Source organism: Mycoplasma sp. 4079 (assembly GCF_047785185.1).
In the GTDB taxonomy this organism is placed as follows: Bacteria; Bacillota_I; Bacilli_A; order Mycoplasmatales; family Metamycoplasmataceae; genus Mycoplasmopsis.
Genome location: NZ_JBLNNG010000004.1, coordinates 46,993 through 64,035, shown reverse-complemented (window position 1 = coordinate 64,035; position 17,043 = coordinate 46,993). Strand labels below are relative to the sequence as shown.

Annotated in this window: 16 protein-coding genes; 5 read left to right on the top strand and 11 right to left on the bottom strand. The window is 27.4% G+C overall.

Features of this window, described 5'->3' with window-relative positions:
• Nucleotides 1-727: YwaF family protein (locus tag ACMZI9_RS01320; protein ID WP_416099081.1), on the top strand; the 727-nt coding region annotated here is incomplete at its 5' end.
• Between the two features lie 83 nt (nt 728-810).
• Here ACMZI9_RS01320 and ACMZI9_RS01315 read toward each other — a convergent pair.
• From ACMZI9_RS01315 to ACMZI9_RS01265, 11 genes are all read right to left on the bottom strand, one after another.
• Nucleotides 811-2,859, bottom strand: coding sequence for a hypothetical protein (locus ACMZI9_RS01315; protein ID WP_416099080.1), 2,049 nt, complete (start codon nt 2,857-2,859; stop codon nt 811-813).
• Nucleotides 2,860-2,861: 2 nt separating this feature from the next.
• Nucleotides 2,862-3,641, bottom strand: coding sequence for an ABC transporter permease (locus ACMZI9_RS01310; protein WP_323176580.1), 780 nt, complete (start codon nt 3,639-3,641; stop codon nt 2,862-2,864).
• On the bottom strand, nt 3,634-4,473 hold the full coding sequence (locus ACMZI9_RS01305) for an ABC transporter permease (RefSeq protein WP_323176581.1): 840 nt from the start codon (nt 4,471-4,473) through the stop codon (nt 3,634-3,636). The genes ACMZI9_RS01310 and ACMZI9_RS01305 overlap by 8 nt, the downstream gene beginning before the upstream one ends.
• On the bottom strand, nt 4,457-5,842 hold the full coding sequence (locus ACMZI9_RS01300; protein WP_323176582.1) for an ABC transporter ATP-binding protein: 1,386 nt from the start codon (nt 5,840-5,842) through the stop codon (nt 4,457-4,459). Before ACMZI9_RS01300 ends, ACMZI9_RS01305 begins: the two co-directional genes overlap by 17 nt.
• A gap of 37 nt (nt 5,843-5,879) precedes the next feature.
• Nucleotides 5,880-6,023, bottom strand: coding sequence for a hypothetical protein (locus ACMZI9_RS01295; protein WP_257088689.1), 144 nt, complete (start codon nt 6,021-6,023; stop codon nt 5,880-5,882).
• Nucleotides 6,024-6,202: 179 nt separating this feature from the next.
• Entirely contained in the window at nt 6,203-7,072 is an 870-nt protein-coding gene (locus tag ACMZI9_RS01290) for a hypothetical protein (RefSeq protein WP_323176583.1), read from the bottom strand.
• A gap of 8 nt (nt 7,073-7,080) precedes the next feature.
• Complete coding sequence (locus ACMZI9_RS01285; protein WP_323176584.1) at nt 7,081-7,956, bottom strand: aromatic motif membrane protein; 876 nt, start codon at nt 7,954-7,956, stop codon at nt 7,081-7,083.
• Nucleotides 7,946-8,941 (bottom strand): aromatic motif membrane protein, encoded by a 996-nt coding sequence (locus ACMZI9_RS01280; protein WP_416099079.1) that lies wholly within the window; start codon nt 8,939-8,941, stop codon nt 7,946-7,948. The genes ACMZI9_RS01285 and ACMZI9_RS01280 overlap by 11 nt, the downstream gene beginning before the upstream one ends.
• Nucleotides 8,934-9,887: an aromatic motif membrane protein gene (locus ACMZI9_RS01275; protein WP_416099078.1), complete on the bottom strand. Its 954-nt coding sequence runs from the start codon at nt 9,885-9,887 to the stop codon at nt 8,934-8,936. Before ACMZI9_RS01275 ends, ACMZI9_RS01280 begins: the two co-directional genes overlap by 8 nt.
• Nucleotides 9,865-10,578: an ABC transporter ATP-binding protein gene (locus tag ACMZI9_RS01270; protein WP_323680129.1), complete on the bottom strand. Its 714-nt coding sequence runs from the start codon at nt 10,576-10,578 to the stop codon at nt 9,865-9,867. The genes ACMZI9_RS01275 and ACMZI9_RS01270 overlap by 23 nt, the downstream gene beginning before the upstream one ends.
• Complete coding sequence (locus ACMZI9_RS01265) at nt 10,578-12,380, bottom strand: hypothetical protein (RefSeq protein WP_416099077.1); 1,803 nt, start codon at nt 12,378-12,380, stop codon at nt 10,578-10,580. Before ACMZI9_RS01265 ends, ACMZI9_RS01270 begins: the two co-directional genes overlap by 1 nt.
• Nucleotides 12,381-12,512: 132 nt before the next feature.
• Here ACMZI9_RS01265 and ACMZI9_RS01260 point away from each other — a divergent pair, with 132 nt between their 5' ends.
• From ACMZI9_RS01260 to ACMZI9_RS01245, 4 genes are all read left to right on the top strand, one after another.
• A complete protein-coding gene (locus ACMZI9_RS01260; RefSeq protein ID WP_323680127.1) occupies nt 12,513-14,273 on the top strand; it encodes a GIY-YIG nuclease family protein in 1,761 nt (586 codons plus the stop codon).
• Between the two features lie 128 nt (nt 14,274-14,401).
• The gene (locus ACMZI9_RS01255) at nt 14,402-14,779 is read left to right on the top strand and encodes a hypothetical protein (RefSeq protein ID WP_323680126.1); all 378 of its coding nucleotides are present in this window, start codon (nt 14,402-14,404) and stop codon (nt 14,777-14,779) included.
• A 185-nt stretch (nt 14,780-14,964) separates the two neighbouring features.
• On the top strand, nt 14,965-16,362 hold the full coding sequence (locus tag ACMZI9_RS01250; protein ID WP_323680125.1) for a hypothetical protein: 1,398 nt from the start codon (nt 14,965-14,967) through the stop codon (nt 16,360-16,362).
• Nucleotides 16,320-16,763, top strand: coding sequence for a hypothetical protein (locus ACMZI9_RS01245; RefSeq protein WP_323680124.1), 444 nt, complete (start codon nt 16,320-16,322; stop codon nt 16,761-16,763). Before ACMZI9_RS01250 ends, ACMZI9_RS01245 begins: the two co-directional genes overlap by 43 nt.
• The last annotated feature ends 280 nt before the right edge of the window (nt 16,764-17,043 follow it).

The following is a 17,043-nucleotide window of genomic DNA, read 5'->3' as shown; positions in this document are numbered from 1 at the left end:
TATTGTGTTTGGAGTTACACAATATCCAGGTAAATGAGAATCTATACCACTTCATATGTGTAGAATTTTAGGAATTTCAATTGGTATTGTGCTTTTATTAAATAAACCACAATGAATGAAATATTTAATTTCACTTAGTTTCCTTGGTGCAACTATTGCGCTTATATTACCTGATGTTAAGATAAATTACACACCTGATGAAACATTTACAGCATTTGGTAAATTCTATGAAAAAGGTAAAGAATACGAGTTCCATATTTACTACGATAACTACATATTCTATGATTTAATGGCACTTCACGTATTTATGTTGCTTTCTACATTTATTGTTTCTATTGTGTATCCATATTCAATGAGAAACAAAGATATCTTAACAACACTTGCGTTATTCGGATTACTTGTTGTAGCTTGCTTCTTCTTAAATTGAGCACTTGATGACTTAGCACCAAGTGCTTGAAAGAGCAATTACATTTACGTAGGAAAAGACAAATATAATCCATTCTCAAGTTTAATTGGTCCGTTAATGAAATGACCATTTAATGTGTTTACATTAATTGTAATAGGAACGCTTTACTTATATGCATGTGCCGGTATCTTTATTCTTCAAGATAAAATTATTTTTAACTTTGGAAAAGGTAAGAAATTCTTATCATTTGGTAAGTCTTCAAAACAATTCTTAAAACCTAGATTCAATGTTAAAAAGTATGATAATTTATATGTGTTTTAATTAGAAAATTAGGCAATCAAATTTGGTTGCTTTTTTCTTTTACTATAGTGCACAAGCTGTAAAAAAAGAGCAGTCATTGTTGACTACCCTTTAGTTTTTTCATTGTAATATGTGCTTGTGCTTGATGAAAGTTGATCATTAATTGGTTGAAGTGTTTTGTGAATTGTTGAACTATTATTGATTTCATAAATATTAATTACGTTAGCATCAATTCCATCTTCAGCTGAAGCAAAGTAGTTTCTAAGAACTAATTCATAATCAACTGCTTGTGAAGGAACATAGTTAATGTAATTGAAATTTGTTAAGTTTTTGTATGCATCAATAACATCTTCATTACTTAAATCAAGGTATGAAATTACTTTTGCAATATAAGACTTAATAAAGTCTGTTAATTTTTCAATTGTAATTTCTGCATTTTCATCTTTTTGTTCTTTAAATGTTTTTTCATTTTCAAAAACTAATGCAAATAAGACTTTAATTTCATCATCTGCATTTTCTGGTAATGAAAGTGCCGAAGCTTCTTCATCTGCTTCTGGATATGTAAAGTTCTTAATATCAGTTGCAACTTGTGTAAAGAAGTTATTTAATTTTTCTGTTTTGTTAAAGTAATCTTTAAGTCTGTAAGGATAGATGTTAATTCTATCGTCTAGATCAACATCTTCTTCACGTTCGTTATGCAAGAATTTGCTGTGTTCTGCATTTAATTCAAGATACTTATCTAAGTATTCTTTGTTAGCAGGAAGTGATAAATCAAGTAAGTCAGCGTATTTAATAATTACGTTATTTAATTTGTCTTGATTTTCGTTTTCGTCTATGAGACCTAGCTCAACGAATTTATCAGTAGCTAATTCCTTAAATGCACTTGGAGAATCTTCTGTACCTGTTTGAAGGACTTTTCATCTTTGTGCAACAGCGTGCTCAATGAATAATTGTTTTTTAAGACCGGATTCTTGTTTTGCATATTTTTTGTCGATGTGGTCGAATTGTTCTGCTAATTCTGGTAAGTTATCTAAGAATCCATCTCTAATTGTTTCTAGGTAGAGTTTGTTTGATTCTTCTGTGTTAACTTTAGATAAGATAAGTCCATCGACTAATAAAATGTTTTCTTTAGGTTTAATAACTCTAATTTCGCCATCTTCGACTTTGCCTGGGAAGTTATCTTCTCCATAGTATGCATCAATAGCATCACCATTGTACATAATAGCTGCATTGACATCTCTTTTAGGGTTAATTAAGTTATTTAATAATTCAAGTCCATCTCCTTGGAATGAGATGTTTTTGTGTCCAATTGGGAAACCTGTTCCATCTTTAATAAGTGAAACAAAAGAATCAATTAGACCTTTGTATGTTTCTTTTGTAACTGCACCAGTGAACTGATCAGCACTGTGAGTTCCATCTGCATTTGTTCAATAAGATGAACCATATAACAAGTTATCTCTGACTGCGTCAGTGATGATTCAAGAATCAAATCCATTATCAGCAACTATTTTAAGTGAGTTGATAATAGAATTTGTTTCATATCCATTATTAAATTTATCAGCGTATAAATCAAGATTAATTGCATCGTCTTCAGTTTTCTTTTCAGGTGCAATTGGTTTTTTCTTAATGTTGTAAGCAATTACCATATCTTGAGAAAAGTAAGGGAAAAAGTATTCTCAAAGTTCAGGGTAATTACCTTTTTCGTCTTTAAGCTCTTCACCATTAAATTTAGTCTTTAATTGTTCGTTGTAATTTTCAAGATGCTCTCAAACTTCAGATTTGATAATGTTTTTAAGATATTGTTTTGTTTTTTCTCTGTCGTTTTTAAGTTCAGGTTTGTTAAGTAAAATTGAGTAATCAATTTTTTGCAAGCATTCTTTTTTAATAAGTGATGCAGCTAGGAAATCTCCACTGATTCCTGCAGCTGCTTTGTGGTTGATTAATGCATTATTAAACTCATTAACTTCGTTAAATTCAGCATAACTGAATACATCTCTTAACTTCTCTTTATTATCATTTGACATATATGATCTAAAGTTGTAAAAAGGTGGTTTATAACGGTTAATTGCTTTTGAAACAATTAAGCCAGTTCCTACTGCTGCAATTGTTAAAATCCCAGCACTAATTAATGATGTTTTAATAATTTTCTTCATTATTATTTCTTACCTTTCTTAACTGCAACGTAAATAATGTTTCCGATAATAGTTAATACAAGGATAATAGCACCAAAAATAAGTCCTCAAGGCTCAAATGAACCTGCGTATAAATCAGTTCCAATTGTTTGCATATTAGACACTGTTCTAGTGATGATAAAATCATCAAATGAAAGAACAGAAGCTACTATTACAGACATAATAATTGAAGGGATCATATAAACAAAGTAAGTTTTGAATCAAGATCTTAATTTTGAGTATCCTAAATCTTGACTTGCTTCGTAAAGGTTGTTGTTGAATTTTTCACTTCTTGGTAACATAAGTGAAATTGCATATGGAAGTGTCATGATTGTGTGAGCTACTACAACACGTCCAAATCCTTCGCTATCTGTTTGAATAACTCCAAAGAAGATACCAAAGACAAGAACAAGTCCAATAGCTGTAATGTTATCTGGGTTAATAAGAGGAATGTTAATTGTTGAGTTTACGTATGATCTAACAATCTTGTTCTTCTGTCTGTATAGTGCATATACAGTTACAAGTGAAATTGTACATACTAAAAAGCTTACAATAAGAGCTAAAAGTAAGCTGTTTACAAGCGACATTGCTCTGTTGTTATCAAATAAATGAAGTCAGTTGTCAAATGTACCTTTAGTTCAAGTTGGGTTGAATTGACCTTTTGGTGTCGGTTGGTTAAATGAGTAAATAACTCCAAATAAAAGTGGTATATAAACGATTGATAAAATGATGTAAATATAAGATCTTTTTAAGAATTTACTCATAGTGCGCTCCTTTTTTAAGTCTGAAAATTATTTTAGGAGTTAATAAAATAATTCCATAAATACTTAAGAAAATAGCAGATACCACGATAACTAAAACAGAAACTGCTGCTAAGTCAAATTTATTTCCTGGGTTTGCTCTTGAGTTGATAATATCTCCAACTGTTTGATATTGTGAACCGTCTGGCAGAAGTTTTGCTGAGATAACAAAGGTTGTAGCAGACGCAAGGAACACCATACCAAAACCACTTAAGATAGCTCTAATACCATATGGAATGATAACTTTGAAAACTGTTTGAGTTTGATTGTAACCTAAGTCGTGACTTGCTTCAATGATGTTTTTTGGCATATCTTTAAACACTGTGTATAAAGGCATGATCATTAAAGGTAAATTAAGGTACATTAGTCCAAATACCATAAATGCTTCATTGTTTAAGCTTTTTGTGTTGTGTGCCATAATCCCTAAGAATAAAGCTTTAATTGAATAAATTCTAGCAATTGTGAAAATTGCAAGTGGTGAAATTATTAAACTAAGTGCACAAATTTTGAAAATCTTAGATTTAGATGTTGAAACAAAGTAAGCATATGGGAATCCAATGATTAAGCATAACATTGATGCTGCTAATCCGATTCATAATGAACGTCCCATAATTTTTCAAGTACTTGATGACTTGATTAAAACTCAGTTATCAAAACTTTCGTTTGGTATAAGTGCATAAAGCACAATTAAAATAATTGGAAGAATAATAAGTAAGAGCGCAATTAGGAAATAAGGTCAAACTAGATGTGTTTTTTTATCAAAAGTGAAGTTGAATTTATTAGTTTTGGAATTCATTATTTGAATAATCTCACTTAGCGTCTTTACGCATTAAATGGACTGAGTCAATTGTTCAACTTAAGTAAACTTTTTCACCTAGTTCAAATTTCTTAGATGTTTCTACATAAATAACTGTTTGTTCATCAATTTCAACTTTAATGTAGTAGTAGCTTCCTCTGTAAGAAATGTCAGAAATGTGTCCTGATAATTTGTTTGAAGTTTTAGATGGTTCTGAGTAAATGTCAATATCTTCTGGTCTAATAAGTGCATCAAGTACTTCACCTGGTTCAAATTCATCTGCTTCGTGAATTGTTTTGAACTCTTTGTTTAATATCTTAATTTTGCCTTGTTTTGTGAATTTAGCATCAAAGATGTTTGAATCACCGATAAATTTAGCGACTCAGATGTTAACCGGATAGTCGTAGATGTTTTTAGGTGTGTCATATTGTTCAATAACACCATCACGCATAACAGCAACTCTATCTGAAAGTTCAAGAGCTTCGTCTTGGTCGTGAGTAACAAAAATAAATGTAAGACCTAATTCTTGTTGAATACTTCTTAATAACACTTGCATTTTTTGTCTAATTTTTGCATCAAGTGCACTAAGTGGTTCATCTAAAAGTAAGATTTCAGGTTCAATAACAAGTGAACGAGCTAATGCAACACGTTGTTTCATACCACCTGAAAGTTCAGAAATAGCTTTATCAGCATTTCCTGTAAGACCTACAAGATCGATGATTTTGTTAATTTTTTCATCCATTTCTTGTCTTGTCATTCTACGTTTGAAGTGTAGGTTTTGGAATGCTTCAACTTTTAATGCTGTGTAACTTTCTCAATATGAATAAACGAAGTCTGAGTTATCAAGTCATTTTTGAATTTTCTTGTATTGGTATGTCCCTTCTTTTAAGTTTTCAAGTTGTTCTTCATATTTTTCTTGTAACTTGTCAAGTTGTTCCATTTTTTTATGACTTAAAGCATCTCATTTTTTAGTTAATTCTTCAAGAAGTTTTACTTTCTTTTGGTCGATAACTTCTTTAGGAATTCTTTTAAGTTTAAGACCATATGCAATGTTTCCATAAACGTTTAAGTGTGGAAAAAGTGCATAATCTTGGAAGATTGTTGAAACATTTCTTTTGTGTGGTTCAAGATCTTTAATGTCTAAACCATTGAATTTAATTTCACCACGTGTAGTCCACTCAAAACCACCGATTAATCTTAAAATAGTAGTTTTTCCTGAACCTGATGGACCTAATAAAGTTACAAACTCACCTGGTTGAATTTGTAAATTAATACTATGTAAAACTGTTTTGTTTTGAAATTCTTTAACAACGTCAATTAATTCAATAATTGGTTGCTTATCTTTTTTTCTTTTAACTTTAATAGCCATTATTTTTAATCTCCTTTCTTTAATATAGTTTTAATAGCTATTTTAAAAGGGAGACCGTATCAAATAAGTTTTCAATGTATTCTTCACGTAAGTATTTTTTAGTTGAATAGTCAATATCATTGAATACTTTTAATACATTTGATATAGGTAAAATTTGAATTAAAAGCGCCTTACTTTTCATAAATGCTATTTTACTAAATTGATTAATTTTGGCCTTAATTTTTTTAACTTTTTTGAGGTAAGTTTTGAGCAAAAATTTTTTGTAAGACCATAAAAAATCAGTGTGTTAAATGGTGCAATTTTGATTGAATTTTTGACTTTAAATTTAAAACAAAAACCACCTTGTGGTGGTCGTGTTTATTAGAAAATAATATTTCTTTGAGGGAACTTAAGTTCTCTTTGTGTTGTGTTTTCAAAAGTTCTAAGAATTTGGTTTGCTCTATCTAATTCTAATTCTTCTAAATTTAGATTGTATAGTTCTTCAATTTGTTGTGCATCAACTTGGCCTAAAGATGATTTGAATGCAAAGCAAATTGGATCCATAACAATTTGTGAAACACCACTTTCTTCTTTTACATAAAACTTATAGACAATGTTTGAAAATGCGACATAAAATTCATGGTATCCCGGTTTAATTCTTGATTCAGTTACATTTGAAAAACTTGTTGGTCACATATTTCCAACTGGTTTGATTTCATTTGTTATATATGTATAGTGTGTATGTCCTGAAGTTGCATTAACTTCTGAGAAACTATTAACTTGGTTAATTGAATAGTGTAAATACTCATCTGAATGTCTTGGCTTTGAATCATCTTCAAAGTTAAATGATAATAAACCATAATCATAAAACACAGTGTTAAAGTAGTAAATGTATTGTAAGAAGATGTAAATGTTTTCAGATAGCAATTGCGACATTTGTTCTAATGCAGCAGCAAATTCAGGTTTTTGCACACCTTCGTTATCCTTTTTAAGTTTTAAAACTGTGTCTTTAAGTGTTGCTAATTTGCTTCTTAACTTAGTTAAATCTTCATTTGTGAAGTTATCTAATTTTTCTTTGTATTTAGGATCTAATGTAATGTTTTGTTCTTTTAAAAATTCATCAAATTTAGTTACTACGTAAGGTTTAGCTATTTTGTATTGATTGCCACCTGTTAAATCAATGCAAGCTACAGAACCAATTGGTAATGCCGAGAAACTAAGCAAAGAAAGTGAGAATAATAATTTTTTCATAATGAATGTTAATTAACATCTACAAATGTATATGTTAATTTTACCCCTCCATAATTGTCTATAAATAAAATTTCATTGGTGTTACCTTTGTTAGAGTTATCTACACCGAATGGAGCAAATAACTGCACATATTTGTTTAAATCAAAAATGTCTAATATATAGTCATTATTGATAATATTTGGAAATGTTTTTACATATCCGTGTAATTTAGGTTTGAGTAATTCAGGATTTTCTCAATCCTTTTCAATTCCAATTTCTAAGATAAATCCATTTTTAGATAACAAGTAATATAAATTATCAAGTGTTTCATCACTGTTTTTTGCATAAACATAATCAATGAATTGATTTGAACTTATTTTTGCATAGTTTGAATAAATTTTTTCAGGATCATTAGATGCGACATCTAAGTTTTCATTATCTAATAATGTTGATTTAATTAAATCAAATTGAGTAATTGTAAATAGTGCATATAGTCAATTTGTTGATAATAATTGATCTATTTGAGCAGTTGATTGTTTTACTATAAATGGTTTTATTCTTGAGAATGTTCCTCAATCAAATTCTCCTTGAATAAATGATTGAGTCATGTTGTTCCCGAATACAAATGCGTTTTTAATTTGCTGTTTGTAATCAGGATTGCTTAGTAATTCAAATTGTGAGTCAATGTAAGCTTGTTTTTGGGTTTCATCTTTATATACGATGTTAAGTAAGTTTCAAATTGAATCTTGTTTAATAAAGTTATTTCATTCAAGTTTTAAAGCATTTTCTTGTTCGCTAGTTTCATCTGTTTTCGATACTGTGCTAGGTGTAAAAGATAAAGTTGCTAAAGGTAAACTTAATGGTGATATCATTAAAATCTTTTTAAATAATTTACTAATTTTCATTAGTCCCCTTTCATAAGAAGAAAACATTAGCAGGTTCTCCGTAACTTAGATCTTTAACCATACTTTTTTCAAATTGAACTAATCCCGTTTCGTATCCGTGAATAAATCTTGAGTGAACAATATTAGAAATTAAATTAAGTGATATTTTGTTATTTTTTAAATCTCCAAAGTATCAGTTTAACGGTTCTAATTTTAAATTAGAAACAGGTTGCAAAATGTTGTTGATAGTAATTCTGAAAACTAGTTTATTTTTCTTTAAATAATAAACTCTAGCATCAGACATTTCGCCTGATTCATCACCTAATTTGATGTCGTCAATGTATGTGTTTGGTACGTTGTAGTTTTTGTATTCACTTTTTGTTTTTAATGATTGTTGGTATTCGTCTGATAGTGTATAACCGTTTCCGATTGGATCTAACAATCAAGATACGAATGTGAAGTCAAATTTATCTAAATTATTTAAGATAAAGTATCAGTTTTCCGAAATAAAATCTGAGAAACTATTAGCGAATTTTTCTTTTTTAGCAGGTGTATTATGTTCTTTAATTTCATTAATTTTTGCTGTTAATTCAGTTATTTTGTTTTCTGCTTCTGTTCTTTCATCACCTGAAAAGTAGACTAAGAGATCTTGTAGTCTGCTTTTTTCAGCAAGAGAATCATTTAATTCATCAGATCTAAATTCTTGTTTGTAACTTGTTGTTATTTCTTTGAATTTTTGAATGATTGATGATGTGTCTTGTTCTTGATTGTATACATATAAACTGCGTTCTCTTTGACTTTCTGGTTTGTAAACGTTGTTTAAAAGAGTTTCGATAATCTTTTTATGATTAACTTGCTGCAAGTTTTCAACTTTAGGGTTAATTTGTGTTGAGTTATCTATGTATGCTTCTAATTTATTTGAAGATGTGTAATTAGCACAAGAAATTGCGACTCCACTAATAAGAGGTAAACTAATTAAACTTAACATTTTTTTAATTTTAATCATTTTGTACTCCTACTAATGTGTATCTAATAATTTTCCAGTTATCTTGATTAATTTCTTCTAACGCTAAGTACAAGCTTTGAAAGTAATTGTATGAATTAAATAACATAATAAATTTAGCATAATCAAAGTTCTTATATACAAATGATAAATCTTCAACATTTATACTTTTACTGTATTCAATCTCATCATTTAATAGTTTATTGTGTGCAGCAACTAATTTGCTATGTAAATTATCAATTGTTGCATCAATGTTATCTGTAGAGACAACTTTTAATATTTCAGCAGATGCTTTTAAATGTGTTTTGCCTTCTTGTGAATATTTAAATACAGGTAGTATTAAATTTTCGTTTAGGACAATGTAAATCACATCTAAACTTTGAAGTGTTGAGTTGCTATCCAACTGAATATTTTTAACAACATATTTATTCAATTTGTAATTATGTAAATCAATATTTGACTTAATACCATCTTGCGTTGCTTTTGTGTATTTTGCTAATGTTAAATTCACACCATCATCATTTTTTTTATCTTTGAAACTTGATGGATAAAAGTTTAAATAGTAATTGAATTTATTTAGATTACTTAAGTATCAAAATCAGTTATCTCTAAATAGCATTTCTAATGTTTTTGATGCTTTTAACGTATCTTGAATTTGAGTGTTGTTTTCTAAAATTGGATTGTTTAATATTTGCGCATATACCAATGATGATTGAATTTCTTTAATAAATTCATCTGGAATATTGTTTTGTGCATTTATATATAAATTCAAATCTCTTGAATTATTTATAAATTCAGAAGATCCTAATTTCTTTAGAAATGCTTGATGTGGTCTTTTTTCTTTTGAAACTTGTGGAGTAGTGTTTTCTGTTTTATTAGTACAAGAGAGTGCTATTGTTGGTAAGAACAATAAAGGTGCAAGAAGCTTAATTTTGAATAATCTTTTCATAATAGATATCTTCAAGACTTCTATGTTTTTGTCCTGATGAAACCAATTTACCTTTATGAATAAGTGTGTATGAAGTTGCGTACTTATCAATCTCACTTAAAATGTGAGAACTGATAATTATTGTCTTACCTTGTTTATTTAATTCAGATAATATTTCAAACAATCTAAATCTAGCTGTTGGGTCTAAGTTAGCAGCAGGTTCATCAAGAATGATTAAATCAGGGTCATTTAATAATGCTTGAATTAATAAAACTTTTTTCTTTTGACCTGATGATAAGTTGTTAGGTTTGTTTTTCTTCAAATCAGAGATTTCAAACTTTTCTAAAAAGTTATTGATTTTGTCTTTTAATTGTTGTTTGTCTTTGTTTCCAAATAAAGAAACAATGTATAAATATTCAAATACATTTAATTCTTTAGGGAAAATTGCATTTTCAGGAACATAACCAAGTTTTGCTTTTGATTCAGGATTTGAGTTAATAATTCCATTAATGTAAATTTGTCCACTAAAGTTTGTGTATGAACCAATGATTGATTTGATTGTTGTTGTTTTCCCTGAACCATTTTCTCCAATAAATGCGTGGAAAGAACCTTTAGGTACTTCAAAACTTAAATCAAATACTCCTTTTTTCTCATTAGAGTTATGATTATAAATCTTTGTTAAATTTTGAACTTTAATACTTGTGTTATTCATTATTTATAATCCTTTCTAATGTATAAAAGTGTATTTGCAGCTAATAGAGAAGCTCCTAAGATTATTCAAATCACAACAAAGATTGATTTGTTAACAACTTTTTTGTTTCTTTGAATTGAATAAATTTGATCTGTTGTAGCAAATAAATAGTTATTTGATTTTGTTAAATCGTATCTGATGACAATTTGGTCATTGATGATTTGTTGTTTTGGTACATATGCTTCAAATCCACCGATTTGATAATTGTAATCATCTAATCTAACTTTGAATTGAGATGGCGCATATGTATCTGTGTAGTCATCATTTACTAAAAGAGCATTTAAGTAAATTGAATCATTGTAAGTAAAGTAAATGTAGTAAATAAGTGATGAATATAAATAAATTTGTTTTTCAACTTTTGATTTAACTAATTTATTTTTAATAGCATTTTCATCAAGAACATTTGTGTTGTTATCAATTAAATTGTTTAATTCAGAGTTCTCATCATTTAAGTTTCTTTGAATATCGCTTAAGATGAAGTTTTTAATTGAAACTAAATCATTGTTTTTTACATATTCTTGTAATTCTTCTGAATTAAATAATTGAGCAAAGTATTTGTTTGTAAAACTATTAAATACATTTGATTTTAATAGTTGTTGTATGTTTTCTCATTTTAGTTTTCCGACTAAGTTTTCAGATGTAACAAAGTTGTATTTGTCTTCTGGGTAAATAATGTTAAAGTCTGAAGCGCCATCTCTTACATAGATGATATCTGTGTTGATGATATTTGTAATAGATGATTGATTTTTAAGTGCACCTGGAACTATATATTGTTCTTTACCTTCACTTATTTGATACTTACGTAGGTTCGGTTGTTTCTCGAGAATATATGAATATACTTGAGAATCAGTGTTCTTGTAATATAAGTAATCACTTAAATTATTAGTGTTCTGATTATTTAGTTTATTAAATATATCTTCATTATTAATGTTGAATATTTCTAACATTTGATAAGGAATTGCTAAATAAGAATAAACACTTCACGAAGTAGATGAGTTTTTTGAAATCTCGTATGCCTCTGATAAGTATGCATCTTGTTTTTGACTAAAACTCGTTGCATCATATCCGTTAGGAATGATGTAGTAATTATCTTTATTGTTATCTAAATAAAAGTAATTAGTATTTGAATCATTACCTGATGGTTGATTAGGGTTTTTAGAATTTAAATAGTAAGCAAAGTTATTAGCTGTTGATGTTGAGTTTGATGAGATAAATCCTCCAGCTAAAAACATCGGAATACTGAATAACAGTGGAACTGTTATAGCAATCTTTGAATTAAGTTTATAGCTTATTAACGAAGCAATTGAACCAAAGAAGATAAATGCTAAAAATATTGTGATTAGCGTGATAAATACGAATGCTACAAAGTAACTAGCATCTAATTTTAAAGTTAATCCTAATATTAAATTAAATAAAGAACAAAATAATGCTCAATATAACCCCATTAATAAAAACATTAACATTTTACTTATAAAAATAGTTTTTCTGGATATGGGCTTAGAAAATGTAATTATTTCTAAACCTTCTTCCTCTAAATCTTTATATAAGTTAATTGACTTTAATGAAGAAAAGAAGATAGTTATAAATAACAATCCAAAACTAGCACAATAAATAACTAGCGATTTGTTTTGTATATTCAAAATTGAAATAATAATTGAAAGAACAATCATTATTGTTCCAACTAAAGCAGGTAAGATTCAACTGCTTTTTTTCTTTAAAATTACCTTATGAAGAAAGTAGACATAGTTTTTTATTTGTGTCATTATTAACTCCTTTTTGCACTTTCATATTACTTTAATATTATTAATAATTTGATAATATTATACATTAATTAAATAACCTGATGGTTATATTCTTTATATTTTTTTTAAAAATAAATAGGTAAAATATATCTTATGAACGATGATTTAAGAATAAGCAGAATAAAAGAGAAGATTAAAAAAACTCCACATAAGAGTGGAATTTACTTATGAAAAAACGAATTAGATCAAGTCATTTACATCGGTAAAGCTATTGATTTAAACAATAGATTAAATCAATATTTAAACAATTCAATTAACTCTTATAAGACATACAAAATGATTGATGAAATCTATGATTTTGATTTTGTTACATACAATACAGATCAAGAAGCTTTTTTAGCCGAAAAGAACTATATTGAAAAATATCAGCCCAAATATAACATCAAGTTACTTGATGATAAGAGATATCCATATTTAAAATTGAATATAAATACTAAAGACCAATTGGAAATATACAGAAACTATGTATATTCTAAAACAACAGATACAACATTTTCATATGGTCCTTTTTCAAATCAACACGAGTTTAAACATTTGTTAAAGGTTTTAACTAGATTCTTTATGTATGAAAATGGATTACCAATTAAAAATCAAGCTTATTCTGTGTCAAAATACAAATTTGACAAAATCATTGAAATTTTAAAATTTCAAAATAATGACTTTTTAGATAAATTAATTTCTTTAAGAGATAAAGCAAGTGAAAATTGAGATTTTGAACTTGCTAAAGAATATAATGATTCTTATCATTTATTGAAAAGAATCAAAGATACACAATTAGTTGAACTTCAAAACATCAAAAACATTGATGTGCATACATTCATTGTTAAAGATGAACACATATCTATACAAAGTTTATTTTATAGATATGGAGTCCAAACTGCACACAATAATGAAATCAATAAATTAAATAACTATTACATTGAAAATGTAATTGATTATGTATCTGATTATTTAGAAAGATACTATTCAGATAAAGATTATCCAGATCACATTATTCTACAAAGTGAATATGAACAAATTCAACTTAATACAAAACTGAATAATAAAATCATCTTTCCCAAAAAAGGATTATTCTTAGAAATCTTGAATTTATCATTGTTAAATAACAATGAATATTTAAAGATTAATATTAATGATGCAATTTTAAAAGAAGAAATCAATATTAAAACTCAAAAAGAATTAGAAAATATTTTAAATGCTGAAAATAAAATTAAAAATATTTATTTGTTTGATAATTCACATTGATATTTAGAAAATCCAATAGGAGTTTCAGTTTGCTTTTCAAGCGGTAAAAAAATTCATGAGAATTATAGATTTTTTAATCATGAAGAAGAATTTAAACAAATGAGCAAACATTCTGATTTAGAACTTATGTATCTAACTGTTTTTAAATTTGTTAAAACGTTTGCAAAACCTTTAAATATTGACGAAAATGATATTTTTATTGTTGATGGTTCGTTTGAACAATTAAAAGAAGCAAAATATGCATTAAAAGAATTAGAATTTGAAAATATAAAAGTTTTTGGTCTTGTTAAAAATTCAAAACACAAAACTGAAAAATTGATTAATGATAAAAATCAAATAATTAATATTTCACAAGATGCTTTATTTTTGTTTACAAGAATGCAAAATGAAGTTGACAGGTATGCTAAAAGTAAAATGAAACATAAATATTTAAATAAATTCAGAGAATCAGATTTAAACTCAATACCAGGGATTGGTGATGCAACTGTCAAAAAACTTCTAGATTATTTTAAGACATTTGAAAATGTTAAAAATGCATCAATAGAAGAATTAAACAACGTTATTGATAAAAAGAAATCTAAAATTATTTTCGAAACATATTCAAAATAAAATGTTTAAGTTTTAAAATGGGTCACGAAATATGGATTGTCCATATTTTGTGACCCATTTTACTTTTTTAATCTTTTTATAAAATTTTATAAATACTAAAATTTAATTGTATAGACAAAGGAGAGAAAATGAAACTATTACCGTCTAATATTTCAAGACATTTAGAAACAATGTTCGCAAATGATATTAACCAAATCATTGCTTTGATTAACAATTGGTGGTTAATTAATTACAACCAACCGTTTGGTTTAATTGAAATGGATGCCATTAGATTTGGTAATAGTATTAGTCTAAAGAAAGAAACCACCGAAGAAAAATGATATAACGGATGTTTAATTAATTGAGGACTAAAAGCGATATTGAGATTAGTTTTTGATTTACAAACAACTAAACCCATTGCACTTGATAATGCTAACCGCATTCTTAATACTAACCTTTTTAGCACAACTTATTATCGTATTCTTGAAGAATTAAGGAGATTAAAAAGAAACAATTATGAAATATAAAGGTTATTCTAAACAATTAGTTTAAGTAATAATAGTTTTGTCTTTTTATTTATGAATTAAATTCATTACAGTAATTATGAGATTTATTAATTAACATTTTTATTTATAAATATTTATTAATTGTTGTTAATTAATTAAAAAACGCTTATTTTAACGATTAAAAATAAAAACATTATAATTTGCCTATGAAAAAATTTAAAAGAAAACTATTTTGTGCAATTGCCCCATTATCGGTTATTCCTACAGCATTGCTAGCTTCATGTGCGAAAAAAACAAAAGATCCTTGAACAAATAACACAAATTCAAAAAATTTAACTGAATTACAAAATAGTTCATCAAAAATTAAATTATTAAATCCAGAAGTTGCCCCAGGAGCTGATTTTAGAGATTTTTATGCTGATTTAAAAGACTCGGCAGATAATTCATATCCAACGGTTGTTCTTTCTAGAAACGCATCACAAGTATTTTTATCATCATTTATGCAAATTGTTGGTCATTTAAACGCGGCCAACAATGAAAAACAACCTTACAACGATGTTGTTTATTTAATTGATCAAGATGTTTGGGACATTGACAAAACTAATGAAAATTCAGAAAGTCAAAGGTTTAATTTTAAGTATTTATTAAACAAATTTACACCTGTACTAAATACAGAAACAGGCGAAATGAATGTTAAAGATGGAAAATTATTGGTTTTAGACAACTTGAAATATGCAACTAACAATCAAAAAGATAAAGCTTATTCAGTAACACCAACAACTTTAGAAGAATTAACAACTTATTTACAACCATATCTAGAAGCTGGAATTGATAAATTTGATTTTTATATACCTGATGTATCTTTAATAGCTTTATCGGATGAAGATCGCGTTGTTGTAAGAGATTGAATTTTTAAACATGCCAATAAAATAGTTATTTTGAGTGATGGTAATTCTCAACCCTATGATTTTATTGAGAATTATTATTTAAATTTTGCTCTAAAAGCAGGTAAATCATACACTCAAGCAGAATTGCTTAAACACTGAAATGATTTACAAGCAGATGAATATATTAAAATGCCTATTGATTGTCGTTATTTCTTTACTTTACAAGAGAAAGTTAAAATTTACAACTTAGAAAACACATACATTAATGCTTTTAATCAAAGATTGGAAAACGCAGGTAAAGCTTGAGCCAAATTAAACATTAAGTCATATCCAATTAATCCATTTATGTATAAGGATTACATGCAATTTGCCGAAAACATTGATTATCAAGGTGACTTCGAACGCTTAAATCAAATTTATAGCAAGAGCTTTTTAGATCTTATTGTTGAAGGCAAAAACAATTATTCTCCAAACAAAAAGAATTTAATCTTTATGGGTTCTTCATTATTTAAAAAAATGACAAAGGCTGAAGATTGAATCAAAATGAAAATGCTTACAATGAAGTCAAGGCTTATTTCGCCAAAATTAAAGTGTTATATCCTGCAGATCAATATAATTACTTCTTTAAATTGCATCCAAGTTATAGTGCTCAAGATGCTGTTGAATACATTAAATTGCTCGTTGGCGAAAAAGAATATGCTAATACAATTACATTAAATCCTACAATTGCTTGAGAAAATATGTTGGCAATTGATTATCATAACATTGAAAAGGGCACATCAGTATTATTTGATCGAAATAATAATTCAAGAACTCAATTATATGGCTTACAAGGTACAACAACAGTGCTTTTAACCACAATGACATTCCTAAAACAAACATTCGGTTGAGATTTAGAAAAAATGAAAAGCTTTGTCAATATACAAAACTTCCCATTAGCAAATACCTTTAACATTTTATCTCGTGATACTTATTATACTGACCACAAAAAAGGTTATCAAGCTAACATATCTAAAATGGATCAAGTTTATAAATACTTTGTTGACACTGGTGCTTTCTACCCGAAAAATGAATGAATTGATATGGATACTTTTCTTGCAAAAACCAATCTTAATTAACCTAAAAAACATATAAAAAAGACAAAATTATTTAAACCAGAACACAAAATATGGACAAAACTGTATTTAAACTGGGACACGAAATATGGACAATCCATATTTCGTGTTTTTTGTATAGGAGAATATATGAGACAACTTAATCAGCATGAATGACTTGAACTTTTTTCAGATTATGATGATTTTAAAAAGGGTCTAATGTCAAAAAATAATTTTAAAAACAATTTTGTTTTTTGTCAATTCACATTGACCACAAAACTAAATTTATTGTAAATTACAATTT